Raw genomic sequence first — 1,549 nt, 5'->3', positions numbered from 1 at the left:
TCTCTATTCAAGAATATTAAGTTTTCACTAGTTAGGTTTAGTAGAAAAATATATAAATATTCGTCTACACTATTTAGTATTTCAAATACGAGAATATCGAACTACAAACCTAATTCCTGTAGCTATATAAGTTTTACTTAAAACATTAACCCTATTATACGAATAAACAGCTAATATATTTTCACCACAAAATCCACTATTTACTCCTGAAATAAAAAGATATCCAATTATATAAACTACAGTAGTAACACACCCTAAATATTGAAGTAAAAATACATTATCTTTTAATATACCTTTAAGTTTTCCTCCCATATATCTCTTCTCTCCCTTTATATTCTCCTAATAATTACAGTATATCACATTGAAAATTCTTTTACATAGCTATAAAAAATCCTTAGAACAAATTATACTTTAAGGTTTTTTTATCTTTATTTATATTTTTAAGTATTTCTCTAATAATTTTATTACTTATAAAAGGTGAACATCCTTATAAAAATACGAATTTTAAAGAACATCCACCTATATATTCGAATAGCTTGTTTAAGCTATCACTTTATTTAAAAATACAGCTATTAATTAATTTATACTTATACTAATTATTTTTAAATAGCTTTAATTCCACCTGAATCTCTGGATTTACTAACCTTTTAAAAGTATCACCATCTTCAAGCCTTCCAATAATTGATCCATAATGAGTTGGAATTGCAAGCTTTGGTTTTATTTCATTAACAAGTTTAGCTGCCTCTTTTGCATTCATAGTGTAATAGCCACCTATAGGTAACAATGCAATATCACAAGTTACCTTTTTATTATATTTATTTGCCGATGAATCACCACATATAAATATACGAGTATCACGAACTGTAATTATATAACCAACCCATCCATATTTCTTAAGATGAAAAGATTTAATATTATTATAGGCAGATACCGTTTCAAATTTTATTCCATTAATTTTATACTTCTTGTTAGGAATAACCTCTAATGAAGTTTTGATATTTAAACCAGACTCTTTAATAATACTTTTCATTGATTTTGGATAAATAACTCTTGTATCCTCCTTAATAACCTTTTTTATATCTTCAGGAGAAAAATGACCATGATGAGAATGAGTTATAAAAATATAATCCGCATCATTTTTTGCTTCTTTAATCATATATGAATCAAAATAAATTACTTTCTCACCTCTAATACAAATGCTGTTTTGAGCATTTACATTTACTTTAACTTCTTTATATTTTAACTGATTCATATAAACTTTACCTCCACGCTTGTCGCATATATCTTTGTCATGTAATTTACTATAGTTAAGTGTAAACTTAATTTATATAAAACTTTTAAACATTTTGGTTTTATCACATTTTACTTTTAATATCAATGACAAATTTCTTAAAAGTTTATGTAAACTCATAATATTGACCTTACTAAACAATATATATTTTAAGAGTTAATGCAAATATCGAGTAGGTGAACCTCAGAAATATTTTTTTCTGAGGTCTTTCCTCTCACAGAACCGTGCATGCGGGCCTCGCACACGGCTCTTGATAAA

The 1,549-nt window shown here is 26.1% G+C and carries 2 protein-coding genes; both read right to left on the bottom strand.

The genetic code is table 11. From position 1 onward, the window contains the following. Positions 1–81 precede the first annotated feature (81 nt). On the bottom strand, positions 82–312 hold the full coding sequence (locus tag BM384_RS17050; RefSeq protein ID WP_090015463.1) for a hypothetical protein: 231 nt from the start codon (positions 310–312) through the stop codon (positions 82–84). A 280-nt stretch (positions 313–592) separates the two neighbouring features. Further along, positions 593–1,252, bottom strand: coding sequence for an MBL fold metallo-hydrolase (locus tag BM384_RS17045; protein ID WP_090015461.1), 660 nt, complete (start codon positions 1,250–1,252; stop codon positions 593–595). Between the last annotated feature and the right edge of the window lie 297 nt (positions 1,253–1,549).

The sequence above is a fragment of the Clostridium sp. DSM 8431 genome (assembly GCF_900116755.1).
GTDB lineage: Bacteria > Bacillota > Clostridia > Clostridiales > Clostridiaceae > Clostridium.
The sequence above is the reverse complement of the archived record's forward strand: the minus strand, read 5'-3'. Positions and strand labels throughout refer to the sequence as shown.

Excerpts from the sequence above, each read along its gene's own strand:
- BM384_RS17050 (WP_090015463.1), bottom strand. The coding sequence starts at position 312 with ATGGGAGGAAAACTTAAAGGTATATTAAAAGATAATGTATTTTTACTT.
- BM384_RS17045 (WP_090015461.1), bottom strand. The coding sequence starts at position 1,252 with ATGAATCAGTTAAAATATAAAGAAGTTAAAGTAAATGTAAATGCTCAA.